This is a genomic window from Thalassotalea sp. 1_MG-2023 (assembly GCF_030546745.1).
GTDB lineage: Bacteria > Pseudomonadota > Gammaproteobacteria > Enterobacterales > Alteromonadaceae > Thalassotalea_C.
On sequence record NZ_JAUOPD010000001.1, the window covers coordinates 57,305 to 81,312 of the forward strand.

The 24,008-nt window shown below is 38.7% G+C and carries 23 protein-coding genes; 17 read left to right on the forward strand and 6 right to left on the reverse strand.

Annotated elements, in window-relative coordinates:
• Nucleotides 1–6: 6 nt before the first annotated feature.
• On the forward strand, nt 7–1,077 hold the full coding sequence (locus Q4489_RS00245) for a glycosyltransferase family 9 protein (RefSeq protein WP_303475525.1): 1,071 nt from the start codon (nt 7–9) through the stop codon (nt 1,075–1,077).
• Between the two features lie 12 nt (nt 1,078–1,089).
• Here the strand turns inward: Q4489_RS00245 and waaA are convergent, their stop codons facing one another.
• Entirely contained in the window at nt 1,090–2,400 is a 1,311-nt protein-coding gene (gene waaA, locus Q4489_RS00250; RefSeq protein WP_303475527.1) for a lipid IV(A) 3-deoxy-D-manno-octulosonic acid transferase, read from the reverse strand.
• A 125-nt stretch (nt 2,401–2,525) separates the two neighbouring features.
• Between waaA and Q4489_RS00255 the strand changes: the two genes are divergently transcribed.
• Nucleotides 2,526–3,353 (forward strand): hypothetical protein, encoded by an 828-nt coding sequence (locus Q4489_RS00255; RefSeq protein WP_303475529.1) that lies wholly within the window; start codon nt 2,526–2,528, stop codon nt 3,351–3,353.
• Nucleotides 3,354–3,373: 20 nt separating this feature from the next.
• On the opposite strand, the gene Q4489_RS00260 is transcribed toward Q4489_RS00255, so the two are convergent.
• Complete coding sequence (locus tag Q4489_RS00260) at nt 3,374–3,805, reverse strand: Lrp/AsnC family transcriptional regulator (RefSeq protein WP_303475532.1); 432 nt, start codon at nt 3,803–3,805, stop codon at nt 3,374–3,376.
• A 172-nt stretch (nt 3,806–3,977) separates the two neighbouring features.
• On the opposite strand from Q4489_RS00260, the gene Q4489_RS00265 reads away from it, so the two are divergent.
• Genes Q4489_RS00265 through glpG form a run of 4 tightly spaced genes read left to right on the forward strand, consistent with a single transcriptional unit; the run spans nt 3,978 to nt 7,433 of the window.
• The gene (locus Q4489_RS00265) at nt 3,978–5,189 is read left to right on the forward strand and encodes a glycine C-acetyltransferase (protein ID WP_303475535.1); all 1,212 of its coding nucleotides are present in this window, start codon (nt 3,978–3,980) and stop codon (nt 5,187–5,189) included.
• Nucleotides 5,189–6,214, forward strand: a complete 1,026-nt coding sequence (tdh, locus tag Q4489_RS00270) for an L-threonine 3-dehydrogenase (RefSeq protein ID WP_303475538.1) — start codon at nt 5,189–5,191, stop codon at nt 6,212–6,214. The genes Q4489_RS00265 and tdh overlap by 1 nt, the downstream gene beginning before the upstream one ends.
• A 31-nt stretch (nt 6,215–6,245) precedes the next feature.
• Nucleotides 6,246–6,551 (forward strand): thiosulfate sulfurtransferase GlpE, encoded by a 306-nt coding sequence (gene glpE / locus Q4489_RS00275; protein WP_303475539.1) that lies wholly within the window; start codon nt 6,246–6,248, stop codon nt 6,549–6,551.
• A gap of 27 nt (nt 6,552–6,578) precedes the next feature.
• Nucleotides 6,579–7,433, forward strand: coding sequence for a rhomboid family intramembrane serine protease GlpG (gene glpG / locus Q4489_RS00280; RefSeq protein ID WP_303475542.1), 855 nt, complete (start codon nt 6,579–6,581; stop codon nt 7,431–7,433).
• 33 nt (nt 7,434–7,466) lie between these two features.
• On the opposite strand, the gene Q4489_RS00285 is transcribed toward glpG, so the two are convergent.
• On the reverse strand, nt 7,467–7,850 hold the full coding sequence (locus Q4489_RS00285; protein ID WP_303475544.1) for a flagellar basal body-associated protein FliL: 384 nt from the start codon (nt 7,848–7,850) through the stop codon (nt 7,467–7,469).
• Nucleotides 7,851–8,001: 151 nt separating this feature from the next.
• Between Q4489_RS00285 and Q4489_RS00290 the strand changes: the two genes are divergently transcribed.
• Together Q4489_RS00290 and ubiA are read left to right on the forward strand one after the other, a co-directional pair.
• A complete protein-coding gene (locus Q4489_RS00290) occupies nt 8,002–8,592 on the forward strand; it encodes a chorismate lyase (RefSeq protein WP_303475547.1) in 591 nt (196 codons plus the stop codon).
• On the forward strand, nt 8,589–9,458 hold the full coding sequence (gene ubiA, locus Q4489_RS00295) for a 4-hydroxybenzoate octaprenyltransferase (RefSeq protein WP_303475550.1): 870 nt from the start codon (nt 8,589–8,591) through the stop codon (nt 9,456–9,458). Before Q4489_RS00290 ends, ubiA begins: the two co-directional genes overlap by 4 nt.
• A 50-nt stretch (nt 9,459–9,508) precedes the next feature.
• On the opposite strand, the gene plsB is transcribed toward ubiA, so the two are convergent.
• The gene (gene plsB / locus Q4489_RS00300) at nt 9,509–11,944 is read right to left on the reverse strand and encodes a glycerol-3-phosphate 1-O-acyltransferase PlsB (RefSeq protein ID WP_303475553.1); all 2,436 of its coding nucleotides are present in this window, start codon (nt 11,942–11,944) and stop codon (nt 9,509–9,511) included.
• An 84-nt stretch (nt 11,945–12,028) separates the two neighbouring features.
• Nucleotides 12,029–14,155, reverse strand: coding sequence for a winged helix-turn-helix domain-containing protein (locus tag Q4489_RS00305; RefSeq protein ID WP_303475555.1), 2,127 nt, complete (start codon nt 14,153–14,155; stop codon nt 12,029–12,031).
• Nucleotides 14,156–14,359: 204 nt separating this feature from the next.
• On the opposite strand from Q4489_RS00305, the gene Q4489_RS00310 reads away from it, so the two are divergent.
• From Q4489_RS00310 to Q4489_RS00340, 7 genes are all read left to right on the forward strand, one after another.
• Nucleotides 14,360–15,607 (forward strand): nuclear transport factor 2 family protein, encoded by a 1,248-nt coding sequence (locus Q4489_RS00310; protein WP_303475558.1) that lies wholly within the window; start codon nt 14,360–14,362, stop codon nt 15,605–15,607.
• Nucleotides 15,608–15,657: 50 nt separating this feature from the next.
• Nucleotides 15,658–16,530, forward strand: a complete 873-nt coding sequence (locus tag Q4489_RS00315) for an alpha/beta hydrolase (RefSeq protein ID WP_303475561.1) — start codon at nt 15,658–15,660, stop codon at nt 16,528–16,530.
• Nucleotides 16,531–16,618: 88 nt separating this feature from the next.
• Nucleotides 16,619–17,242, forward strand: a complete 624-nt coding sequence (gene lexA, locus Q4489_RS00320) for a transcriptional repressor LexA (RefSeq protein ID WP_303475563.1) — start codon at nt 16,619–16,621, stop codon at nt 17,240–17,242.
• Nucleotides 17,243–17,808: 566 nt separating this feature from the next.
• A complete protein-coding gene (gene coxB, locus Q4489_RS00325; protein ID WP_303476131.1) occupies nt 17,809–19,311 on the forward strand; it encodes a cytochrome c oxidase subunit II in 1,503 nt (500 codons plus the stop codon).
• A gap of 12 nt (nt 19,312–19,323) precedes the next feature.
• Entirely contained in the window at nt 19,324–20,913 is a 1,590-nt protein-coding gene (gene ctaD / locus Q4489_RS00330) for a cytochrome c oxidase subunit I (protein ID WP_074497444.1), read from the forward strand.
• A gap of 43 nt (nt 20,914–20,956) precedes the next feature.
• Nucleotides 20,957–21,499 (forward strand): cytochrome c oxidase assembly protein, encoded by a 543-nt coding sequence (locus Q4489_RS00335; protein WP_303475566.1) that lies wholly within the window; start codon nt 20,957–20,959, stop codon nt 21,497–21,499.
• A 30-nt stretch (nt 21,500–21,529) separates the two neighbouring features.
• Nucleotides 21,530–22,414 carry a cytochrome c oxidase subunit 3 gene (locus Q4489_RS00340; protein WP_303475569.1) on the forward strand — a complete coding sequence of 295 codons (885 nt, stop codon included), beginning with the start codon at nt 21,530–21,532 and terminating at the stop codon, nt 22,412–22,414.
• Nucleotides 22,415–22,442: 28 nt separating this feature from the next.
• Here Q4489_RS00340 and Q4489_RS00345 read toward each other — a convergent pair whose 3' ends face one another.
• Nucleotides 22,443–22,652 carry a DUF2909 domain-containing protein gene (locus Q4489_RS00345; RefSeq protein ID WP_303475571.1) on the reverse strand — a complete coding sequence of 70 codons (210 nt, stop codon included), beginning with the start codon at nt 22,650–22,652 and terminating at the stop codon, nt 22,443–22,445.
• 33 nt (nt 22,653–22,685) lie between these two features.
• Here Q4489_RS00345 and Q4489_RS00350 point away from each other — a divergent pair, with 33 nt between their 5' ends.
• Together Q4489_RS00350 and Q4489_RS00355 are read left to right on the forward strand one after the other, a co-directional pair.
• Nucleotides 22,686–23,465 (forward strand): SURF1 family protein, encoded by a 780-nt coding sequence (locus Q4489_RS00350; protein WP_303475573.1) that lies wholly within the window; start codon nt 22,686–22,688, stop codon nt 23,463–23,465.
• Nucleotides 23,446–24,006: a hypothetical protein gene (locus Q4489_RS00355; RefSeq protein WP_303475576.1), complete on the forward strand. Its 561-nt coding sequence runs from the start codon at nt 23,446–23,448 to the stop codon at nt 24,004–24,006. The genes Q4489_RS00350 and Q4489_RS00355 overlap by 20 nt, the downstream gene beginning before the upstream one ends.
• Nucleotides 24,007–24,008: the final 2 nt, after the last annotated feature.

Here is a 24,008-nt window from a genome sequence, read left to right on the forward strand (position 1 = left end):
TCCTTTATGCCGGGTCAATTAGCAGCACCAAAAACTTTATGTATTTTACGTCTTTCAGCGATCGGCGATGTTTGTCATGCTGTTGCGATGGTTCAACAAATTCAAAAACAGTACCCAGATATTAAGATCACTTGGGTCATTGGCAAAGTTGAAGCAATGTTACTTGATAATTTACCAGGCGTAGAGTTTGTTGTTTTTGATAAATCAGCAGGTATTAGCGGTTATCGCGATCTTCGTCGAGCTTTTAAGGGACGTCATTTTGATATATTGCTACATATGCAAGTTGCACTAAGAGCCAGTATTGCTAGTTTATGTATTCCGGCAAAAACAAAAATAGGCTTTGACCGCCAGCGCGCGAAAGAAGGGCAGTGGTTGTTTACTAATAAGCGTGTTGAACCACTTGAGCATCCGCATGTGTTAGACGGATTCTTAGGTTTTGCTCAAGCAATTGGAGTAAATATTGAAGAGCCGACATGGAACATGCCGCTTAGTGACGAAGATTTATTATGGGTAAGTGAAAAAATAGCGACGGATAAACCCATTGCGGTGATTTCACCAGCAGCGAGCAAAGTAGAGCGAAATTGGCATGTTGATGGTTATAGTAAAACGGCAGATCATTTATCAGCCTTAGGGTTTCAGGTGGTATTATGTGGTGGGCCTACCACGGTTGAAACGTTATTGGCACAACAAATAGAAAGCCAAAGTCAACACACGCTATGTAATTTGGTGGGGCAAACTACACTAAAACAATTATTATCCGTTTTAAAATTAGCGCATTTGGTGATCGCACCAGATACTGGTCCAGCTCATATGGCTGTAACCGTTGGCACACCTGTGATTGGGCTTTATGCTCACTCTAATCCACATCGAACAGGTCCATATTACTATCAGCACTATGTTGTCAGCTGCTATCAGCATAATGTACAGCAGCAATATGGTAAGCCCTTAGCAAAATTACCTTGGGGTATTCGTGCAAAAGGCAGTCAGCTGATGAGTGGGATATCTGTTGCGCAAGTAAAAGATAAAATTAGACAGTTAATTGCAGATCATTACCCAGAAATCGCCGGTGATGATTAGTGACTTACGAAGCTAATTTTTACTGAGTAGGTTAAGTATCGCTTGTTGAGTTTTAAAGCTCGCTCCTTGGTTCTGTTTAACCACACTTAATGCTGCTTTACCCATCTGTTGGCATTGTTCGGCGTTATTGAGCAACGAGAGAGTTTTTTCTGCTAATTGTTGACTGATGATTTCTAGCGATGAATTTACACTATATTCAAGTTGGCATATACCACTAGCGTTGTGTAACTGTTGGGTAACCTCTTTAAAGTTAGCCATGTCATGACCGACAATAATCGGCTTTTCAAATAATGCAGGCTCTAACGGGTTATGACCACCAATATTACTAAAGCTTCCACCCATCGTAACAATATCGGCTAAAGCGCAGCAAGATAATAGTTCACCAAGCGTATCGATCAACCAAATATCATGATCTTCTGTTACCGATAATTTCTCGCTACGAGACACTACCTGCCAGTGATGTTCAAGACAGCGTTGTTTTACCATTGAAAACCGTTCAGGATGTCTTGGAACCAAAACTAATAACAAGTTTGGTATCGCTTTTTTTATCATGGCGAAGGCAGCAAGAATAATGTCTTCATCGCCAGGGTGTGTACTGGCCACGAGCCAAATAGGGCGTTTATTTTCAATATGATGCTTAAGCTCATTCGTTTTAGCGCTAGTTTCTTCGGTTATGCTGATATCGTATTTTAAGTTTCCGCTTACTTTGGTGTTATCAGCATTACTGCCTAATGAAATGAAGTTTTCTTTATTATCAGTGCTTTGCGTTAATATTTGTTCGAAGTGCTGTAAGCTAGGTTTTATTAACCAAGAAAGCTTACGGTAACCGTTCATTGAACTGTTAGACAAACGAGCATTGATTAATAAAAGCGGGACAGATTGGCGAGCGCACTGAGCGATAGTGTTCGGCCATAGCTCTGTTTCCATTAAAATGAGAGCAGCAGGCTTAAGCTTATGTAAAAACAATGTACTACAAGGCCAAAGGTCTAATGGAAAGTAACAATGCTGTACTTTTTCACCAAATATTTTACTTACCTGAGCAGAGCCTGTGGGGGTAAATGTTGTTAAGGTAATTTTCGGGCAGTTAGGCTGTGCCATTAATTGTTGTACTAACGGTTTTAGGGCGATTACTTCACCGACACTCGCCGCATGGATAACAAGGGTATTTTGTTGTAAGTTTTTTGGTACCCAGCCTAAGCGCTCAAATAAACGTTGACGATAGGCAACGTTATCACGTGAACGTATCAACAGCGCTAGTAAAAGCAAGGGTGATAATAATAAAAAAATAATACGGTAAAGTAATAAGCTAAAAAAAGTGCGCACAATTCTTTAAATATTTTGCAATAAAGTACTAAGTATACTGGAAATGTTGTCGTTAAATAATCTGTGTTTGGTAGTTTAGTGAGAAAAAATAAGATAGTCTGTTAATTAAGCATAAAGAAAAGGGGATGACAGTGCGTTTAATCAAGGTGTCTATGCAATATGTAAAAGCAATGTGCCAGTATTGCGTTTTATTCTCTTTAAGCTTAAATGTATTTTCTGTGAATGCTTGGCAAAGTGAAACATTGCTTGCTACCGAAAATGAAACCCCAATGCATCAGGTAACAATTACCGCCAATGATGGTTTCGAACTGGTCGCGCAATATTACCCCGGAAAGTCTGATGCTTCAGGTGTATTGTTATTACATGATTGTCACCACGACAGCAAAAGTTATCAAACATTATTAACGACATTATCTTCACTAGGTTTACATGCACTTGCCGTTGATTTTCGCGGTTATGGGGAAAGCACTTCTGAAAAGTTTTCTCACGCAACCATCAGAAGTAACACAAAAGATTTTGCTACCTACCAATTAGAAGTAGCGCGATTGACCGCGTTTTGGCCAAGTGATGTATTAGCAGCGCATCAATTTTTACGGGAAAGGTTAAATAATAATGCCGAAATGGCAGTGGTATCTTCTGGTTGTTCTGCATTGCAAGCGATTGAGTTAGCAGAAAAAATGCGAATAAATGCTTTTGTGATGATCACACCAGAGTTGACGTACATGCAGAAAGAAAGTTTTAAAAACCTAATAGACATGCCAATTTATTTTCTGAGCTCAGTGTATCATGCGAATACTTTTTTAACCGCTAAAGAGCTTTTTGATTGGAATGGTGATTCACGTTCCCTGTCGCAAGTCTTTAAAGGTGCAAAACACGGTGACTCATTATTAAATGGTCGTCGTTATATCATCAAAAATGTAGCATCATGGTTAGAAGATACCCTTGATCATTAACGGATGAAATTTTTGTAGGGTTAGCGTTCAAAAATTGTATCTAAAATAATAGAAGAGTTTGTTCGTTCAACACCATCTAAAGCGCAGACAATATTTAAAATATCACTTAATTTTTCTAAGGTAGCTGCTTGTACCGTCACCAGTAAATCAAATTCACCACTGATGGAATAAATATGGCTAATTTGGTGCATCTTTCGTAAGGTAATACTGATGTTCTTACGTAAATTTGGGTGAACTTTCAGCGACACATTGGCCGAAATCATTTTATTGTTGTATTCACTGCCTAACACAATGCTATAGGCTTTAATAATACCGTTGTTTTCTAGCTTATTAATGCGATTTTGAACCGCTGTTCGTGAAACACCTGTAGCTCTGGCAATATCAGAAACACTCGCTCGTGCATTACAACGTAAGATTGATAAAAGCTCTTCATCTTTTTCTGATAATGTCATGCTTAGTCTTCAATTTAACTCATATTATGCTTCTATGTTACATATTGACTATTTAACCTGTCAATATGATTAAAAATAAATGCAATTTGATAATTTATGTCACTTTCTTTGTAAATTCGTCTAGGCTGATAATACTGCACATAACAGATCACTTAAGAACCAAGGAATTATTGTGACAAATTCAGCATCAACAACGACTTTTTATCATCATTTAGCAGAGCAAATTGAACAAGTAAAACAAGATGGCTTATATAAAAGCGAGCGTGTGATTACCACTGCACAACAGGCAAAGATAGCCGTAAATACTGGTGAAGAAGTCATTAATTTTTGCGCAAATAATTATCTTGGCTTAGCGAATCACCCAACATTGATTGAAGCAGCTAAAACAGGTTTATCTGAGCACGGTTTCGGTATGGCTTCTGTTCGTTTTATCTGTGGCACACAAGATATTCATAAAACCTTAGAAACCCAGCTTTCAACATTCCTTGGCATGGAAGACACCATTTTATATTCTTCTTGTTTTGACGCAAATGCGGGACTATTTGAAACTTTATTAGGCCCTGAAGACGCGATTATTTCTGATGCATTAAATCATGCTTCTATCATTGATGGCGTTAGGTTATGTAAAGCCAAACGCTTTCGTTACGCAAACAACGATATGAGCGAGTTAGAGTCGCGCTTACAAGAAGCAGATGCTGCAGGCGCAAGATTTAAACTAATCGCAACAGATGGCGTGTTCTCAATGGATGGTGTGATCGCTAACTTAAAAGCGGTATGTGATTTAGCGGATAAATATGGCGCATTAGTGATGGTGGATGATTCACACGCTGTTGGTTTTGTTGGTGAACAAGGCCGAGGAAGCCATGAATACTGTGACGTGATGGGACGTGTAGATATTATTACCGGTACGTTGGGTAAAGCGATGGGTGGTGCTTCCGGCGGTTACACCTCTGGCAAGAAGGAAGTCATTGACTGGTTACGTCAACGTTCGCGTCCCTATTTATTTTCCAACTCACTAGCGCCGGCTATTGTTAATGCTTCAATCAAAGTGCTTGAATTATTGGCAGATGGCGATGATTTACGTAAAAAATTAAGAGAAAATGCCAGCTATTTCAGAAATAGTATGGAAGCGGCAGGCTTTACATGTGCTGGTGCAGATCATGCCATAGTGCCGGTTATGCTTGGAGACGCGAAAGTGGCTAGCGCTATGGCTGATAGACTATTAGCGGAAGGCATTTATGTCATTGGTTTTTCCTTCCCTGTTGTTCCAAAAGGGCAAGCGCGCATTCGTACCCAAATTTCAGCGGCACATACACAAGAGCAATTAGATAAAGCCATCGAAGCATTTATTCGTATAGGCAAAGAAATGGGAGTCATTTCATAATGAAATCATTAGCTAAGCTACATGCAAAAGAAGGCATTTGGATGACAGATTCGCCTGAGCCAACGCTTGGTCATAATGATTTACTGATCAAGATAAAAAAAACAGCGATATGTGGTACAGATATTCATATATATAACTGGGATGAATGGTCACAGAAAACGATTCCTGTACCCATGGTTGTTGGCCATGAATATGCCGGAGAAGTTGTTGGTATTGGTCAAGAGGTAAAAGGCTTTGCGATCGGCGATAGAGTATCAGGCGAAGGTCATATAACGTGTGGCCATTGTCGAAACTGTCGTGGTGGTCGTACGCATTTGTGTCGTAACACGGTTGGAGTTGGTGTTGATCGTGAAGGTAGCTTTGCTGAATACTTAGTGATCCCAGCTTTTAATGCCTTTAAATTACCGGATGAAATTTCGGATGATCTTGCTGCTATATTTGACCCGTTTGGTAACGCCGTACATACAGCATTATCTTTTGATCTTGTTGGCGAAGATGTGCTAATAACCGGTGCTGGGCCTATAGGCATTATGGCTGCTGCAGTCGCAAAACATGTAGGCGCTCGTCATGTCGTGATCACTGATGTTAATGAATACCGCCTAGATTTAGCAAGAAAAATGGGCGCAACACGTGCGGTGAATGTTGCTACTGAAAAGCTTGCAGATGTGATGAATGAACTTGGTATGTCAGAAGGATTCGATGTAGGTATGGAAATGTCGGGTGTGCCAATGGCATTTACTGACATGCTCGATAATATGAACAACGGCGGTAAAATTGCCATGTTAGGTATCCCTGGCAGCGATATGGCAATTGATTGGTCAAAGGTGATTTTTAAAGGTCTTATAATAAAAGGAATTTATGGTCGCGAAATGTTTGAAACTTGGTATAAAATGGCAAGTCTTATTCAGTCTGGATTAGACTTAACGCCGATTATTACTCATCATTTTGATATTGATGACTTTCAGCAAGGGTTTGATATCATGCGTTCAGGCCAATCAGGCAAAGTAATTTTAAATTGGGAGTAACAATATTGTGAGTGAAGTAGGGTTTAAACATATGAATATTAGCGATCTGCACCAAGTGTTAGCAGATAAAAGCCATGTGGTTGTTGATATTCGCGATCCTGCTTCCTTTCAATCGGGTCGTATTCCAGGCGCAGTGCATTTAACTAATGATAATATCAGTGACTTTGTTCGAGAAGCAGATCTAGACGCTCCTTTAGTGGTATGTTGCTACCATGGGCACTCAAGTCAACAAGCCGCGCAGTTCTTAGCGAGTCAAGACTTTACCGATGTTTACTCGCTTGATGGCGGCTTTGTGGCGTGGCAACAGTCTTATCCTGAGACAGTTGAAAACGCATAAATACTTTTCTATTAGCAAGGTTCGTTTATGTCAGATATTCAACTTTCGCCGTTAGCTGCGGTTAAAGATCATGGGATAGCACTGCTATTTTCAAATTACTTACGCGCTCAACAAATCTCGAGCGATGTTCGTCCGCATGAGGGCGAATTTATTGTACTTTGTGATCAACAACATGTTGAGCAAGCCAAAGACTATTTTCAAGAATTTGTACAAAATCCGTATGCGGAAAAATATCAGCAAGCTGCTTGGCAAAGTGGTGAAGCGGTTCACGTTGAAAAATCAGCATTAACCACTAGCTTTAAACAGCAATTTTTATCACATGCAGGCTTAGTGACCTTAATTGTTTTTGTTTTGTGCTGGCTCGTGTTTATTGCATCAGCATTGGGCTGGAAACAATCGTTGTTTTTTGAGCTGCGCTTTTTCACACAATTATCCTTAGCGAACTTGGTCAGCGAACCTTGGCGATTAGTGGGGGCAGCTTTTTTCCATTTTTCATTGCTGCATATTGTGTTTAATACGATGTGGTGGTGGCAACTTGGCGGTGCCATTGAAAAAATTATGGGGAAAACTGAATTACTCAATGTCTTTTTTGTTTCCGCTATTTTATCCAATTTCGGCCAATATATCGTTTCAGGTCCTAACTTTGGCGGCTTGTCAGGTGTGGTGTATGCGGTTTTTGGCTATGTGTGGATTGCGGGCTGGCTAGCACCAGAGAAGGGCTTACACCTTGCTAAGCCAATTATCGGTTTTATGTTGTTTTTCTTAGTGTTAGGTTTTGTAGACTTATTGCCAATTAATGTCGCCAATACTGCACATACAGTAGGCTTGTTATCAGGGAGTTTGTTGGCATGGATGCGCTTTGGAAAATGGAGCCAGCGTTAAAGTACTTTCGCTGGCTGTTCATACTAACAGGCGTTAATTATCAAGCCATTGAGTGAAGAGTAATTTCTTAATTAATGGCTGACCTGTTTCTTGAGTCAGTAAGCTTTTCACTTTTTCTTCACACAATTTTTGAATTTCATGACGGCCATTAATCGATTTTATTTTCGCTTCAGGTTGTTGACCAATAATACTGATAATTGCGTCTCTTAAAAGGGGGGCATTATGCTCTACCGCCTCGTAATTAGCAGAATCTTCTATCATTAATTCTACGGATAAACGCACGTAGCCCATTTTCTTTTTCACTGCGACGTAGTTGGTCACAATCTGGGGCTCAAAGCCATAGTATGCGTAGTCAGCAGCAAATGTTTTTGGTGCAAAATTACATAGTAGTAACAGGGTAAAAAGCAAAAATTTCATAAAAAACAACCTGTAAATCAGTAATATCTTAATCAATATTGTTCATTATTGTAGCCTTGTTATTGTAGTTTTTCACCATTAATTATCGATCTTGTCAGAATAATCCTGATATCATACGTGCGGCGGTTTTTAACAGAGTTTATTTGAGGTAATGATCGAACAACAGCAACAAGAAATGGTGACATTTCCAATTACTTTACCAGCAACATGGTGCTCAGAACATTCAGCAAAACTAACACCACAACTGCGTGATTGGTTGCTTGACCCGGGATCATTAACCCAGCGCTTAAAACAACATTGTAAGCAGTTTAAGGTACAGGTACTCGGCCAAAAGATTGAGCCATGTTCAGCACTTGAAGCAAATGTTGATATTGTTGCAGGTGAAGAAGTATTAGTGCGGGAAGTGCTTTTATGGTGCGATAACGTACCTCAAGTATTTGCCAGAAGCCTATTGCCTCTAAAGTCGCTTACTGGCGACGAACAAAAATTAGCACAGCTAGGCACGCAGTCCCTAGGGCATGTGTTATTTACTAATCCTAAATTGCAACGTAAACAAATAGAAGTAGCATGCTTTGATTCATCTACTAAGGTGGCTCAGTTAGCACGTTCATATCAATTATTCAGTGAATTACCCATGTGGGGGCGGCGGTCAATTTTTTTGGTTGAACAAAAACCCTTAATGGTCGCTGAAGTTTTTTTACCACAAGCGTTTGCATACCAACAGACGGTGATTGATTCATGAGTCAAACGATAACCATAAAAGAAAAATGGCAAGCCGTTAAAGACATTACCCGTATGGATAAGCCGATTGGCACTTATTTATTATTGTGGCCAACATTATGGGCATTATGGGTCGCCGTGGACGGTTGGCCTTCCTTACATTTATTGGCGGTGTTTACATTAGGTGTTTATGTAATGCGCTGTGCAGGATGTGTCATTAATGATTATGCCGACAGAAAAGTTGATGGCCATGTTAAACGAACCGCTAATCGGCCATTAGTCACGGGAGCCCTTACTGAAGAACAAGCTCTTTGCTTATTTGGTTTTTTTATTGGTGCTGCCTTAGCATTAGTGCTTACATTGTCTTGGTATACTATTTCACTCTCAATAGTGGCATTGCTGCTAGCGGCGAGCTATCCGTTTATGAAGCGTTATACTCATTTTCCACAAGTCGTGCTCGGTGCTGCTTTTAGTTGGGGAATGATTATGGCTTTTGCTGAAGCAACGGGTGAGATCCCAATGGTTGCCTGGTTATTGTTTTGTGCCAATTTATTGTGGACGGTTGCATACGATACTATGTATGCCATGGTTGATCGTGATGATGATCTTAAAGTGGGAATAAAATCTACCGCTGTGTTGTTTGGTAAGTATGATAAAAAAATCATCGGTGCTTTGCAGATAACTGCGCTATTAATTTTGATGGTAGTCGCAGATATGCTTGCATTTGGCTGGCCGTTTTATTTAGCGCTGGTGATTGCGGCAGCTCTGTTTAGTTACCAGCAAATGCTTATTGTTGATCGTCAACGAGAAGCTTGCTTTCAAGCATTCCTTCATAATCACTGGGTAGGATTAGTGATTTTCATTGGTATTATAATTGAACATTTATAACATAGGTTTTTTGCCCTAGTTGTAAAACCAACAAAAACTAGGGCGATAGACTAACGAGCAATACTCTGCAATACCGAAATATCTACTAAATTGTTCACGTTTTCTTTTAAGGTAATTAACGTACTGTTTGGCGTTAATTTTCCGCTGTCGTCTTGTGCAAATATTTCTTGCTCTTTCATGCTGTTAATCAAGGTTAACTGAGCTTTCTTATCAATAAATTCTGGCGCGTTGATATTATTAACCACTGATAATCGCTTAGCAATTGATACGGCTTTTTCACTGAGTTCATTCTTACTTATCGGTGATAACCGCGTGGCCAAAGAAGTAATAATAGCGAAACGTTGTAAAGTTTCATCGGCAACTTCGCCTAGTACTTGTACATAATTTTGTGTTTCGGTATTTTCAACCAAGCTCCAGAAGCCTGCTTTACTTTGTTTGACAATATTTTCCTGGCTTAGAAAGTGCAAAACATTGTCGATTTGCTTGTTCACTTCAGCTGGGCATTGCCATAAAAATAAATCATTTTTCAATAACACAATAAATTGTTGGATCTGTGCATGTATACTTTCACTGCTAATTTTTGTTGTTCTATCGAGCAAACGACAGATTAATGCTGGTAGAATGTATGCATGTAAAACATTATTGCGGTAATAGCGCATTTCTAAGGCGGCAAAATCGCCAAGTGAAATAATATCGCCACAGCTGTCTTTATCAACAATGACTTTTTTCAGTGCGATGACATCAGCTAATAACGCGCTGCCTGATGTGTCTGGAATGGTTAATTCATCGCTATAAGGTACTGCTTTTTGTAAAGACAGAAAAAAGTTAAGTAAATATTCCAGTTCACTTCGCGGTAACGCTTTATTTTCTGTGGCATGTAACACCATAGCGACAAGCGACACACCATTTAAGGCAGCACATTTATTAATAGCAACCATGACTTGATTTGCGAGTAAATTAACACTTGGTGTTAACCAGCTAGGCTTTTGGGGATCGATTGGGTCAACATCATCTTTCCAATTTTCGACATGTTGATTTAAAAATTGGTTAATGTTGATTGGCGTACCAAAATTGACAAAACCTTTACCGTAATTACGTAGATTTTTAATCGCTTTTAACACGCCAAAAATTGATTCATTTTGCTTTTTACTACCGCTTAACTCTTTATAGTAAGTACCTACTTCCATGACATGTTCATATCCAAGATAAACAGGTACTAAAGTGAGCGGCCTATTAATACCGCGTAATAAACTTTGAATGGTCATCGCTAGCATGCCAGTTTTCGGTTCAAGTAACTTACCGGTTCTGCTTCGACCACCTTCTGAGTAATACTTTACTGAATAACCACGTTCGAATAACAGCCCTAAGTATTCGCGAAAAATTGCAGAATACATACGGTTACCTTTAAAGCTGCGGCGAATAAAAAATGCGCCAGCTTTTCTAAAAATAGGGCCTGCTGGCCAGAAATTTAAGTTGATGCCCGCAGCAATTCTAGGCGTTACTAAGCCTTGCTGGTAAATAATGTAAGTCAGTAATAAGTAGTCCATATGGCTGCGATGACAGGGCACATAAATAATTTCTTGGCCGTCATCAGCAAGCTCGCGCAGAGTATTGGCGTTATTAACGTTTATGCCGCTATATAATCTATTCCATAGCCAGTGTAATACTCGCTCACCGATGCGGATCATACCTTCTCGATAATCACCGGCGATCTCATCCATAATGATCAAGGCTTGCTTTTCAATAGCTTCTTTTGACAGACCCTTAGCCTGTCTTTCATCTTCCATCAATCGCACAATAGAAGGGTTTTTTAACAACGTTTTAAACATTTGCTGGCGGTGCATTAAACGTGGGCCCGTCGCAGCAACTTTTTGACGATGAAAATGAAAACGCGCAACTCGTAACAGCTTATGAGCGTTGCTTTCGTCACTGCCAAATTTGTCGGTCATATATCTGATAGATAGTGGCTCACTAAATCTCACCAAGGTATTACGACCAAGAAATAGCACAATAAAAAACTTTTTTAACCAGCTAGGAGATTCTTGCTCTGCTAGCACCTCTCGCACGCCGGTATTGTTTTTTTCTTTGGTAGGCTTACGACCCCAAACTAAGCTGGCAGGGATTAGTTGCGCAGCAAGGTTTTCATCTTGTTCATGCGCATTAAGAATCGCTAAACTTTGTTGCATTGCACTAGAGTTTTTTTTGTTGAATAGCAATGAACTGGGTGTATCGATACAAATTGTACGGGGTAAAACTTGTCCTTTAATCGTCACGTTAGACAAGGGATCTGGCAGTGCTAATTTTTTACAGGATTTTTGCAGTGCAAGCAAATCACTAGCAGAACGATGTCTGACAATATAAAAAATTGGCTTACGTTCACTGTCAGTGAATTGCTCCGATAGTTCATCGGCGACGATACGACATTTTACCCAAAGAAATATTGGAAATTTTAATAGAAGATAAAAAAAACTTCTCAACGCTAACATCTTGTTTACTCATTATTATGTGAACCAGAATTGTAGCATTATCGCATTGGGTTGTCTTTTCTTACGCGGGTGTTGCTTTTAATGCTAATTTCTATTGGCAACGGTTCTGTGAATATCACCACCTAGGCTTTCTAAATGGCTAACCATGACACCGTGTTTAGACACATCATAGCCATAGAAACCTTGTAGCAAGTGTTTACTGGATGAAGAAGTCTGTAATTTGCTATTCAACGGTGTTTTAAAGATGAAATAATCGCCTTGCTGTCGGGTTACATAGTATAAGTTTTCATTGAATATTTTAGGTTGGATATATCCGCGAGGCATGACAATACCCGTATCTATGATGGGTAAATCTTTGGCGGTTAATTGGTGCTTGTATCGTTCGCGGTTGGCTTTGTATAGGCGATTTGTTGTTTGTTCAATTAAATATACATTTTCAAGGTTTTGGTGATCAAGAAAAAGTTGTTTCCAGCGCAAGTCTAACGTTTGGCTATTATTCGTATTTGTAGTAATGATGGTAGGCGCTTTTTGATTCAATGAACTAATCGCCACAGTATTGTGAGCTATCCAGTCGACACTTGTGATGGGGGATTGGCTATAAAAAACATGATTTTCATCAGTAAAAGAAAGTGCGTTAATCTTGGTATTTAAAGCTGAACGTGAAATTTTCCAAACGTTATTTTGCGTCGCGATTAAGAGAGTTTGATCATCAGGACTTAACTGCATAAAAAGAAAAACATAATACTGTTCAAAGTGAGATAAAGTCGTGGCCTCACCGCTAATTAGGTTACCGATAAAAAGTTGACTTTTTCCTGAACGCTTAGAGGTGAAAATATATCGATCTTCATGATGAAATAACGCCGGAACAATATCGTATACCGTTGAATTATTGATAGTTAATGAATTTTTGTTTAACCATTGGTTACTAAAATTAGGCGATCGCGTTGAAAACACAATAGATTCATTATCATTATGCCTTACCATATCGCGCGATAAAAAATCAGAAACACTAACAATTGACTCAGTGGTTTTGCCATCAAGATCAGCCAATAGTATCTGATGTGAAGGTGGTGGAGCAAAATAATAAATATGTTGATTATCGTGATGCCAAATTGCTTCAGACACATAATAGTTAAGACGTTGATGTTTGGTTAATTTATTTGATTGTAAATGTAAAACATAAAATTGAGTGTTTCGCTCGAAATTTGTGTTCATGATTAACATTTTTTCACCATCAGGTGATATATCAAAAGCATTGTTGCCCATACCTTTAGGCGTGGGTTGAAGCAGTAAAGTTTCTTGATGTGTGTTTAGGTTGTATTCAAATAATTTAAAAGCCGTTTGCTTTGGAGGGCGCGCACTATAATAGAGAGTATTTTTGTCAAGATCGTATTGAATATCTCCCAATATTATGTCGGAGCAATCAAATATTATTGTTTTATTTTCCAATTGATTATGTATTACTTGCGCTTTAACGATGTGGCAATTTTTTTGCTGACGATGAGCAATATATACAGAAGTTTGCTTATTTTTCTCATCATAGATTCCAGCAATAAGTTTGAATACCGAAAGACCATTAAGTGCTATTTGGCTTGTCTGTTCTGTGGCTAAATCTTTTTGCCATAACTGAGTGGCTTTTTGATTTATCTGTTGTCTTAAATAAAGTATTTTATCTGTGGAAGAAATGAACTTGGGTGAATGTTCTTGTCCTGCTTGTCGAGTGAGTTCCATTGTATGGCTAGGTTTATCAAGTTGATTTTCACCTTTATATTCTCCTATTAGGAGCAATACGAACAGTATTACCAGCACTGCCAATATACTGTAATAACGGATTTTATTATTCGTTGCGTTAAGACGTTGCTCTTTTGATGTAGCGTTTATATCAAGTGCAATAACAGGACAAATTAACCGATAACCTCGCTTGGGAACGGTTTGAATATACTGAGCATTTTTTGGGTCATCATTGAGTAGCTTTCTCAGGTTTGCTATTTGCTTGTTCATGGCGTTGTCAGTGACATAGCGGCCTGACCATAAACACTCAATAATGGCTTCCCGGGTTAATACTTGATTTGGATTTTCAATGAAAAACAGTAATAACTGAAATAACTTAGGCTCAATGGCAACTTCAGTGTTTTGATAAAAAAGTTTGGCGTGCGTGACATCGACACAAAATTGACCTAATTGAATCATTCGTTGAGAACTGCTTTGCACACTAAATACTGAATAAACGATATTCTGTCAGAATTTGATTGATAGTTAAAATTAATCCCACCCAAAATCGTTAGAAAATGCGTAATTACCCTAAAATTCACTTTTAATTCAGGTTTTTTCCCTAGGTTTTCACAACATTACACAGAGTTTATGTGATGTTGAGTATTGATGAATCATTCTAATAACAGATTAAGGATATTAATTTTGACGACAATCTATAAAGGAATTTGGTTGACAGGGTTATTGTTAACCATCACGTTACTTTCAATGTTTAAGGCTAATGCAACGGAGTTAAAATACTTTTCTTCGCTTCGCTATAATCATGTTTCTTTACATGCAGGTACAAAAGGTATTTTACCTATTTCAGAACAGCAAGCAGCAAAGCAACGTCATTACGTTTTTAAATATAATGAGGTAGGCAAACTCATTGAAATAATTAACAACACTTATCAAAACGTGAAACTACATCCATTGACCCATTTTGGCGCAAAGCGAGTAAAAATAGACTATGCAAAGGGAAGAAAAACATTCACTTTTTATGACATAAACGATCGAAGAATGTTAAATATTCGCGGCGTGTTTAAAGAAGTTTATCGTATTGATGACACGGGGTTTGTTGAACAACTTAATTTTTATGATGCCGATGATAAAGCAATGGAATCTCGTTGGAATATCGCCGAATATCGCTGGCATAAACATAACAATTTAGTGATTGAACAACGATTTAATGCCGCAGGTGTAAAACAGCCGCTCTCACCTTATTTTCATTTTAATGACACTGCGATCGAATATGATGAAATAGGTAATCCGTACCGCCATTATAACATCGACGAAAAATTTAATATCGTACCCAATAGTAATGGTATGGCGTATTATCAGGATAGTTATGATGAGCAAGGGTTACATACAAAATATGCCTATTATGATCAGCACTACCAATTAACCTTAAATGCATGGGGCTTTGCTTACGCAATTAAACAATATGACACCCAAGGGCAATATACCGGGCGAACAAAGTACGGCTTGCAAGACCAAGCAATAGCAAATTTGTATCCAACGGTTAAAAAAGATAATCGCAAAGATGCCGATAAGATAAAACAAGTATCGCTAAGTTATTTGAAAGCTTTGCAAAGTTTAGACCCTGAATTAATGAAAACAGTGATACATCCTGAGCTGTCAAAACATACTGTGCCACCTTTTCCTGCGCCAAACGGTAAAATTTCGTTACGTGAAACAAGCTATAAACGCTTGATAGAGCATGCGGAACACTGGAATAAGAGTGGCATGAAATTTCCACCAGTTACGAACAACAATGTGACGATTTTGGACCAACACAATAATATAGCCACAGTGAAAATGGTTTCAGATAATTGGATAGAGTACATACATTTAGTCAAACTGAATGGCAAGTGGCAAATTAAAAATTTACTATGGGACTATAATCGCGAATAAATTGTTAGGTAATCGTGAAATTAACGTATAAAAATTTAAACAGAGGGCATATGAGACGAGTAAATATCAAGGCTGTAGTGATTCTGCTCAGTGTAATTCTGTGTGTAATTGGTTATGTGTTTACTCAACAATATAATAACCAATACACCTCTGATTATCTTGATCAAACACTATATTCTTCGGTACTTGATGAAAACAGAAAAATATTTATTCGTTTACCCAGAACGTTCGATAAGCACAAACAGTATCCGCTCATCATAAGATCAGACGGCAACTTTAATTTAAAACGTTGGGATGATTCATTACATTTGCTGCATAAACAACAAATGACGGAAGAATTCATTTTGGTCTCAATACCAAATCTATTTTGGCAAGATACCCGCAACCGTGATTTAGTTCCGCCTTATGCACGAAAGGATGTAAATATAGAAGCTCGGCCCACGACAGAAAACAACCCAGAAATTTTTGGTAAAGCAGATTTGTTTTTAGCCTTTATTGAAAAAGAACTGATACCGCATATTGAAAAGCAATTTAAAATCTCATCAAATAGAGTACTGAGTGGTTTTTCTGCTGGAGGCAGTTTTGTTTTATATACCATAGTAACAAAGCCGCAACTATTCACGGGATATTTCGCTTTCAGTCCTGCAGCATGGTATGACGATTCAGTTGTGGTTAAACAATTTAAAAACCAGTTAGCAAACACTGTTGGTAAACCGCGGTTTTTATATTTAAGTTTAGGGGCAAAAGAGAATGACATTATCACTGGCTCATTTGAAGGGTTACTTGAAGCTTTAAAAACAAAAGCTCCTGAAAATTTGTATTGGCAATCTAGCTATAGTGCTGATGCTGGCCATGCTGACACCCCGTTTATATCCGTGCCGAAAGCATTAAAGGCATACCATGAGTTTATTGAAGGTTTGTAATGGTTAAAAAGTTTTAATCACGTAGTTGCGATTATTTACAGGCTGTATATACTAACAGTGAAGCTGTCCATATATACAGGGAATAATCGTGAGCGAGTTTAAGCCATTAACCAATAGACAAGAACAAATTTTTGATCTGATTAAAGAGAAAATATCAGAAACTGGCATGCCGCCTACCCGTGCAGAAATAGCGACCTTTTTTGGTTTTAAATCTGCTAACGCTGCAGAAGAGCACTTAAAGGCGCTTGCTAAAAAAGGTTACATTGAAATGTTACCGGGCACCTCTCGTGGTATTAGGTTAGCTGACGATTTTGTTGAGGAACAAGGTTTACCTTTAATCGGTAGAGTAGCCGCAGGCGAACCTATTCTTGCACAAGAGCATGTTGAAGAACGCTACCAAATTGATGGTAGTTTGTTTCACCCTGCAGCTGATTACTTATTACGAGTAAACGGTGAAAGTATGAAAGACATTGGTATTTTCGATGGTGATTTGCTTGCTGTTCATCAAACAACTGATGTACAAAATGGTCAGGTTGTAGTTGCTAGGGTTGAAGATGATGTAACGGTGAAGCGTTTGAAGCGAGAAGGTAATGTTGTATACCTTCATGCTGAGAACGAAGATTTCTCACCGATAAAAGTCGATTTAACCAGCCAACATTTCAATATTGAAGGTTTGGCGGTAGGGGTTATTAGATCCGCCGATTGGATGTAAATATTTTTATTGCTGGTAAACAGGTATTATCGCTTTTGCTGGAGCATAATACCTGTTTTTCATTCTCTTGATTAAAAATCAACCTTTAATTGCTAAATCTTCATATTAACCAGTGCTCACTACCAAATAACCCTGTGTATAAGTGCTTTTCTGTTTAAATAATCACCATCTATAATAACGCGAAGAAAAAACTTTTTTAGAGTAAATGCTTAAAAAGTATACATTTGCGCTATGCCCTTCATAATGCACCCTCCAGTCATTTAGAGTTTATACTCAATTGTATTTATTATCTTTTTATTGTATGTGTCGATCAAATTAAAAATTGACCCAGATCAAATATTAAGTAATTCTAGAACAGAAAGTAAACAACACTAATAATAAGGCGAACTTTCACCTGTTTAAAAAATCGCCATAAAAAATAACAATAAAATCGCATCAAAAACACAAGTAAATAAGAGCTAAGTATTACTAAACTGCTTTGTTTTTGACTTAGAAAGGGTATAAGGAGATGTCGAGTGAAAAGACGTAACCTAGGTTGGCTGTTATCTGGAATTTTATTTCCCGGTATGGCTTGGGCTGATTCAACGTTAAACATGACCCCTGGGGTCACAGAGATAAGTAACGAAGTATACGGACTACACATGTATGCTTTGTATATTTGTACGGGGATAGGTGTTGTTGTATTCGGCGCCATGATCTGGTCAATGATTTTCCATCGAAAGTCGAAAGGCTTTAAACCTGCAACGTTCCATGAAAGCACTAAAGTTGAAGTGTTATGGACGGTTATTCCTATTATCATATTGATCGCAATGGCATGGCCAGCAACCAACACCTTAATCGCGATGGAAAATAATGATAACTCTGAGTTAACCATTCAAGTGACAGGGTCTCAGTGGAAGTGGCATTATAAATACTTTGATCAAGACATTGAATTCTATTCTGTTTTATCAACACCACGTGAGCAGTTCGATAATAGAGCTGGCTTGGGTGACACAAAAGGTGAAAATTATCTTTTAGAAGTTGATAAACACTTGGTAATTCCAGCCAATAAAAAAGTACGCTTTCTGATCACTTCTGATGATGTCATTCACTCGTGGTGGGTACCGGCATTTGCTGTTAAACAGGATGCCAATCCGGGTTTTATCAACGAAGCCTGGGCAAACGTACCTGAGCCAGGTATTTATCGTGGGCAATGTGCTGAATTATGCGGTAAAGATCATGGTTATATGCCTGTGGTTGTTGAAGTAAAAACTGAGCAAGACTACCTAGCTTGGGTAGAAGAACAAAATCGTCTGAAAGACGAAGCAAAAGCAGCTGAAGCGGCATCGCTAAATGCATCATTGTCGATGGATGAATTAATGACCTTGGGTGAAACCACATACATGGCTTATTGTGCGGCATGTCATCAACCAAATGGTTTAGGTTTACCACCAGCATTTCCTGCGTTAAAAAATAGCCCTATCGCAACAGGTGATGTTAATGCGCATATTGATATTGTTTTCAATGGTAAAGCAGGAACAGGGATGCAAGGTTATGGTAAGCAGCTGAGCTTGAAAGAAATAGCTGCAGTAGTAACTTATGAACGTAATGCTTGGGATAATAATACGGGTGATACAGTACAAGCTAGTGATGTACAAGCCGCATCAAGTGGGTCAGAAACCACGACTGAAGCAACACCTGTTGAATCTGCTGCGACTGAAACCGAAACAGTTGAACAAGCTGCTCCGCCGGAAGAAGATCTGAGTAAAACTTATTCATTAGAAGAGTTAATGTCAAAAGGTGAGCAAGTTTACGCAACACGATGTGCGGCATGCCATAAAGCGACGGGCGAAGGCTTATCGCCAGCATTTCCTTCCTTAATTGGTAGCCCTATTATCACAGGTGATGTTTCTGCGCATATTGATATTGTATTTAATGGCAGTAAGAAAAACCCAGCGATGGCAGCGTTTAGCAGTCAGTTAACGAAAACAGAAATAGCAGCTGTTATTACTTACGAGCGAAATGCTTGGGGTAATGATTCTGGTGATCTTGTGCAACCCGCCGATGTTGATGCGGCAAGTGCTAAGTAAGGAGGACGAATAATGACTACTGATACTATTCACGACTCGCATGGGCACGATCATCATGATCATAAAATGACGGGTATTAAACGCTGGCTATATACAACAAACCATAAAGATATAGGTACATTGTACTTATGGTTTTCTTTCATCATGTTATTAGTTGGTGGTGCGCTAGCGATGTTAATTCGCTTAGAGTTGTTCCAACCAGGTTTACAATTTGTTGAACCAGACTTTTTTAACCAATTAACCACCGTACATGGTTTAATCATGGTATTTGGTGCCATTATGCCAGCCTTTACAGGCTTTGCTAACTGGATGATCCCAATGATGGTAGGGGCGCCAGATATGGCACTACCGCGTATGAATAACTGGAGCTTTTGGATATTACCTTTTGCTTTTGCTATTTTACTGTCGTCATTTTTTATGGAGTCAGGCGCGCCAAATTTTGGTTGGACGTTCTACGCACCGCTTTCTACAACATTTTCAAATGGCAGTACTGCATTCTTTGTTTTTGCGGTGCATATTATGGGTGTTTCCTCAATTATGGGGGCAATAAATGTAATTGTTACCATTATGAACATGAGAGCACCTGGCATGACCTACATGAAAATGCCATTGTTTGTTTGGACGTTCTTTATTACCGCCTACCTATTAATTGCCGTGATGCCGGTACTAGCCGGCGTGGTAACCATGGTGTTAACTGATACCTACTTTGGTACTAGCTTTTTTGATGCTGCTGGCGGCGGTGACCCTGTGATGTTCCAACACATCTTTTGGTTCTTTGGGCATCCAGAAGTATACATCATGATATTACCGGCCTTCGGTATTGTATCAACGATTATTCCTACTTTTGCGCGTAAGAAACTGTTTGGTTATAGCTCAATGGTTTACGCAACTGCATCCATTGCCTTTTTATCGTTTATCGTTTGGGCGCATCACATGTTCACGACAGGTATGCCATTATTTGGCGAGCTGTTCTTCATGTATTGCACCATGCTGATTGCCGTACCAACTGGGGTTAAAGTGTTTAACTGGGTAGCCACTATGTGGCGAGGCGCAATGACGTTTGAAATACCAATGCTATTTTCATTAGCGTTTGTTATTTTGTTCACCATTGGCGGCTTTTCTGGATTAATGCTGGCATTAACACCCGTAGATTTCCAATATCATGATACGTACTTTGTGGTTGCGCATTTCCATTATGTGTTGGTAACAGGTTCATTATTTTCAATTTATGCTGGCGCATATTATTGGTTGCCTAAATGGACCGGCCACATGTACAACGATAAGTGGAGTAAAGCACATTTTTGGTGTTCGTTAATTTCAGTCAATATTCTGTTTTTCCCAATGCACTTTTTAGGCTTAGCGGGTATGCCTCGACGTATTCCTGATTACGCGCTGCAATTTGCTGACTTTAATAAGTGGGTGAGTATTGGTGGTTTTGCGTTTGGCTTATCACAACTGATTTTCTTAGTGGTAGTGATCAAGTGTATTCGAGGTGGTAAAAAAGCGGAAGCAAATCCTTGGGAAGCTACCGAAGGCTTAGAATGGACCGTTGCAAGTCCTGCGCCTTATCACACCTTTGAAACACCACCAAAGATTGATTAATAGATATTGAATAACGAGAGTTTAGCAACAGTAAGGGAAAAATATGTCTAAAGGTACAGATCAAAATATTCAAAAAACGGTGAAAAAGCTGATGCTGATCGTTTTTGCAATGTTTGGTTTTGGCTTTGCAATGGTGCCTTTATATGATGTGTTTTGTGATATTACTGGTTTAAACGGAAAAACGTCTAATGTTGCTGCACAAGAGAATCAAGATGGTGTTGATAAAAGCCGCTTGATCACTGTGCAGTTTATTAGTCATTTGTCTAAAGGGATCCCTTGGAAATTTGAACCAATGGTTAAGGAAATCAAGGTGCATCCAGGGGAAATGAAACTCGTTAAATTTTATGCGAAGAATGAAGCCGCCCATGACATTATCGGACAAGCAGTTCCTTCTGTTTCTCCGGGAAGAGCGGCCATTTATTTTCAAAAAATAGAGTGTTTTTGTTTTAACCAACAACCTTTAAAAGCACAAGAAGATGTGGAAATGGCATTACAGTTTTATGTTGATACTGAGCTGCCTAAAGAAGTGAGTACCATCACCTTGTCTTATACATTATTCGACATTACTGGTCGAATTGAGTCGTAACGGTTAACGCGAGTTCACAGGGGAAAAAAGATGACAACAAAAGAATATGAATCTTATTATGTGCCCGCCAAAAGCCATTGGCCCATTGTTGGTGCCGTAGCTTTATTTTTAATTGCCGTTGGTGCGGCAAATTACGTAACTGATCTTAAAAATGAACAGTCTGGTTTTGGCGGCTATATTTTAATAGCGGGTATCGCACTTGTTATTTATATGGTTTACGGCTGGTTTAGTAATGTGATCACCGAATCAATGGCAGGTAAATATAGCCATCAAATGGACACCTCATTTCGTCAAGGTATGAGTTGGTTTATTTTTTCAGAAGTGATGTTTTTCGCCGCCTTTTTTGGCGCACTCTTTTATGCGCGTATGTATTCAGTGCCTTGGTTAGGCGGTGATGGTAACAATGCCATGACCTTCGAAGTATTGTGGCCTGAATTCACTGCTCAGTGGCCGTTAATAGCAACACCCGATGGCACAACAACAACAGCAATGGGTTGGTATGGTTTACCATTGATAAATACGGTATTACTACTAACGTCATCTGTTACTGCACATTTTGCACATGTTGCTTTAGAAAAAGATAACCGTGGGCAACTAAAATTTTGGTTAGGTTTTACTATTTTATTAGGGCTAGTTTTCCTCTATTGCCAAGGCCTTGAGTACGCCCATGGTTATGCTGAAGAAATGAAGCTTTATTTAACCAGTGGTATATATGGCAATACCTTTTATTTACTGACAGGGTTCCACGGTATGCATGTTACTTTGGGAACTGTGATGTTGATCGTGATGTTTATACGAATCATGAAAGGCCACTTTACGCCAAAAAATCACTTTGCTTTTCAAGCGACCAGTTGGTACTGGCATTTCGTTGATGTAGTGTGGGTTATATTGTTTGTGTTTGTCTATATTATCTAAAATTAATGGCACGCTTAGCGTGCCATTTTTAATATGGACGAGGGTTTGGTGTGATCACACCCGTTAAAACCCCAATAAGTAATAACAACACAATGACAACAGAAGTCATCACACGGCGTCCAATAAACTTCGACATACTGGGCTTATTGGGGTCGTTTTTACTCATCAAGCGTAGGGCTTGAAATAGGTTATATATCATATATATGAGTAAGCCTATAATAATTACCTTGATGATCATTGTTCCCTCTATTTAATTAACTATCGGTGTTGTATGAAGGTAGCAAAATTAAAAGATTATTTATATCAGTTAAATTGGCTATTGGTCATTTTAACGTTGCTAGTCTTTATCGGATTAATCAAGCTTGGGTTGTGGCAGGTATCAAGAGCGATTGAAAAAGAACAACGTATCGCGCGTATCGCTGACATACAGCACAAAGAACAGTACTCGTTGACCAACATATTATCACTGATAGCTGATGAAAATATTAATGATTTACCGGTAGCCGTTGCTGGTCGCTTTGATAGTAAACATATTTTTCTGCATGACAATCAAACCCATCAGGGACAAGTGGGTTATCGAGTTTTACAAGTTTTAACTAACGAATATGGTAGCGTGTTAGTGAACTTAGGCTGGATAAAAGGTGATAGAAGCAGGCAAACATTACCAACAGTTAACCCTGTAGAGGGAACTCATAATATCAGTGGGCATATCAGAATCCTTGAGTCTGGTTTTATTTTATCGGCGCAAGATTTTTCAAACGTTAGTTGGCCGTTAATTGCTCAACAAGTCAATTTGAATAAATTTTCACAATTAATTGGTCAAAAACTGTTGCCCTTTGTCATTTACTTAGATAAAACAGAGAGCATAGGATTTGAAAAAAACTGGCAGCCTATCGTGATGCCACCTGAAAAACATCGTGGTTATGCTTTTCAGTGGTTTTCGTTAGCATTTGCTTGGCTTGTATTAATGCTAAGTGCCAGTATTTGGTTTTATAACAATAAAATCGACAATAATAATAACAAGGATCCCAATGTCAGTCGTAAAAAATAACCGAGCAAGACAAGCGTTTATCATTGTAATAGTAGTATTTGCTTTGCCTGTAATACTTGCAAAATTAGCCTTACACTTTCAATGGTTTGATTCAGGTGTCACCAATTACGGGCAATTATTTTCATCGGAAAAGTCGTTAACTGATTTAGCGATAGACCAAGAAACAATCAAAGAACAATGGTTGCTACTGTATTATCCGAATAAAAGTTGTCAACAAGTTTGCCAACATGCGTTAACCACGATTAATAGTACATATGTCTTGTTAGGGAAAGAAATTCCACGAGTAACGCCTATCATACTTACCGACAGCGTATTTTTTGACAATCACCGCGATAAACTGACTCACCATAAATGGCAAAATTGGACGTTAACAAGCGAAGCTGCATCAGAGCTAAGTGAAGGCGATTTGGTTATTGTTGACCCGCTAGGAAATTTGGTTGTGAAGCATTTAACACCTACCGAAGATAGCGAGATAGTGTCAATGGGTAAAAAGTTACTTGCTGATATGAAAAAGCTTTTAAAATATTCGAGAGTGGGGTAACG